The 3064-nt window shown below is 60.0% G+C and carries 2 protein-coding genes; both read right to left on the reverse strand.

The features are described 5' to 3' along the window. Positions 1–962 (reverse strand): TRAM domain-containing protein (locus V3W31_08530; GenBank protein MEE9614974.1); only part of this gene is annotated, 962 nt, incomplete at its 3' end. After that, positions 959–3007, reverse strand: coding sequence for a tetratricopeptide repeat protein (locus tag V3W31_08535; GenBank protein MEE9614975.1), 2049 nt, complete (start codon positions 3005–3007; stop codon positions 959–961). The genes V3W31_08535 and V3W31_08530, both read right to left, overlap by 4 nt. Between the last annotated feature and the right edge of the window lie 57 nt (positions 3008–3064).

The following is a 3064-nucleotide window of genomic DNA, read 5'->3' on the forward strand; positions in this document are numbered from 1 at the left end:
CCAAGCTTCGCCAGCGGTATGGTGAGGTTGCCCGCGCCGGCGAAGAGGTCGAGCACGCGCTCGTTCCCTACGGGGTCGGCGAGGGATACGACCCTCTCGACGAGCCTTTCGTTCTGATAGAGGTTCGCCTGAGAGAAGACACCCACCGCGGCCGAGAAGCTGAGCGGTCCGACGCCGTAACGGAGGATGGTGTCGCCCTGGCTGAGAATTTTTTTCCTGCTTTTCTCCTTCCCTCTCCCCCCTCTTCCCCCCCTGCCCCCCCTTCCTTCGGGTCTCTTGAGCCGTACTTCGAAACCCTTGAGGTGCGCTATGTCCCGGAGGGCGGCCTGCCAGTCGAACTCCGTATCCTCGCTTATGTAAAAGGCCGCCACCGTCTTACGGTCGCTGCCGCTGAATGCGAGGTCCATGGAGTGGAGCGGGGGAATGTTATCTCCCCCTCCGATGGCCGCCTTTATGTCGCGGAACGTGTCGTTCAAGCGCGTCTCCAGGAGCGGGCATTCGTCGATATCGACCACCGTGTGCGACTTCGCCTCGAAGAAGCCCCAGTGCGTTCCGTCCATATGAAAGCGCGCCCTCGACCGGTAGTTAAAGGGTCTTGGAGAAGGGAGGGGGGGCAGCGGCGGATTTGAATCGGGGAGCTCGCACTTGCCGATCCTTCTGAGCGTCTCGACGAATAACTTGCCTTTCCACTCGACCTGCGCGTCGTATTCGATATGCTGCCAGTGGCAGCCCCCGCAGCGGCCGAACACCGGACAGGAAGGGGGGGAGGGTGAGATACGAATGTCCGACGGCTTCAGTATGTCTACTAAAACGCCTTCGGAAAAGCCCTTCTTCTCCGAGACGACCTCAACCGTCACCCTGTCGCCCGGGGCGGTGAAGGGGACGAAGACGACCTTGCCGTCGATCCTCCCCACCCCCTTTCCCCCGTAGGCAAGCGATGTTATATCGACCGTATGCGTCATTGGCGCGGGGCCGCCCCTAACTCCCGGAGCGACCTGAGTGCTCCGGCGTCGTCGGGGTCTATCCTTAAGACCTCTTGAAACTCCCTTATCTCCTCCTCCCTCATCCCTTTTTTCCTGTAGGCCAGGGCGAGGTTATAGTGGGGTTCCACGTGGTCCGGCGCGAGACGTGCGGCTGCGGTAAGTTCCGTTATGGCCATGTCGAGGAGCCCCTTCCTCCCGTAGGCGGTCCCGAGGTTGTTGCGCGCCTCGGCGTATGAAGGGTTGAGGTTCAAGGCCTCTTTGTACTCCCTTATGGCTTCCTCGGCGAGCCCTATAGCATCGTAGGAGTTGCCGAGGTTATTATGCGCCTCGGCGAAGCCGGGCCTTATCCTTATGGCCGTACGGTACTCTTCTATCGCCTCGTCGACGCGGCCGAGCAAATAGTAGGCGTTGCCGAGCTTGTTGCGGGCCCGGGCATAGTCGGGCTTTAGAGCGAGGGCCTTTTTATACTCCCCGACGGCATCGAGATGGCGGCCCCGGATGGAGTAGACGACCCCGAGGTTATAGTGTGGCTCGGGCAGGTCCGGCCTCAGCGTCGTGGCCTTCTCGAAGTTCAACGCCGCCTCGTCCGGGCGGCCTTCGTAGTAGTAGGCGTAGCCGAGGTTGCTGTAACCCCGCGCGTTACCGGGGCTTTTCGCGACAACGTCCCCCCAGAGGCTTACCAGATCTTTCCAGACGAGGTTCCTCGCGTACGCCGCCGCCCCCAGCGGGACGGCGGTAAGCACGATCAAAACGGCCGCGGCGGCCCAAGACTTCTTTATCCCTGCGTAATCGAAGAGATAAAAGACGGCGCCGCTGAAGGCGACTATCGCACCGGCGCTCGGCAGGTAAAGCCTGTGTTCGAATATAACGTCCCTTATGGGAACTATAGAGGACTCGACCGACAGGGTCAGGAAGAACCACAGTATGCCGAAGGATACTAAAAGGCCGTGGCCGTTACCCGTCTTGCGTGACCGTATAAGGAGGTAGACCGCAAAAGAGAAAATAGTAAGGAGAAAAAGAAACGACAGCAAGACCGCCGGCTCGAAGAGGGAATGGCGGAGCGGGTACTCATAGTCGAGGTTTTGGTTTACGGGGAGGAATAGGAGGCGAGTGTAGGTCGTTATTACCCTGAACTGCGTCAGGAGGTACGAGCCCCTTGAGATACTTTTCGCCTCCCGCGCCGCGCTGCCTATATCGTCGAAGATAGAGGCCGCTTCCGCAACCTCTCCGCCCGCGATTGCGACCTCTTCCACGACGGCCGCCTCCGGCGGGATAAGGCTCAGTGGAATGACGGGGAGGGTTAAAAGGAACGGGATGACATAGAGGGACCTCTTGAGCGCAGCCCCTTTGAAAAAGATAAGCTCGCAGAGGCATATGGCAAAGGGCAGGGTAAAGCTAATCTCCTTTGTCTTCATGGCAAGGAGCGCGGAAAGAACGGCGGCGACAAAGAAGAACCCGGTCCGGTGAAAGCCCTCCCCCTCCGACAGTGAAAGCCTCGCCCGGAGGTAAAGCGCCACGGAGAGCAGGTAGAAGAGTGTGGCGAGCGAGGCGAACCTCTGGATTATGTATGTGACGGCCTGTGTCTGGACCGGGTGGGTTACGAATATCATGGCCGCGGCCAGCGCGACGAGGCGGCCCATGTGCGGGTTTTTCCCGCCCCCGGCCCTCTCCATCGCGGGGCTGCGGAAGATGAGCGTTACGAGCCACCAGACCAGAAACCCGTTCAGGCAGTGGACGATGGTATTTACCAGGTGATAGCCGAAGACGTCGAGCCCGCCGAACCGGTAGTTGAGCGCGAACGAGAGGTAGCCGATATCGCGTGAGCCAGAGGGGGGCCAGAAGGCGGAAAAACTCCGCAGCGCCTGGTTATTTACTATGAGCCGTATGTCGTCGAGGTGGAACGGATAAGAGAGGGTGTGCCCGTATGCAATGAGCGTTGCCGCGGCTATAAGGAAAAAGGCCGCAGCCGGACTATAAAGAAAAGCCCAGTTCCCAGAAGCGTTTTTTTTGGTTTCCTTTTTCAAAGGCGGCACCGGGCGGGGGAGGGGGGGGAGGGGGGTCCGTACGTAACCGCCCGGACA

This window comes from Thermodesulfobacteriota bacterium, from assembly GCA_036482575.1.
GTDB lineage: Bacteria > Desulfobacterota > GWC2-55-46 > GWC2-55-46 > JAUVFY01 > JAZGJJ01.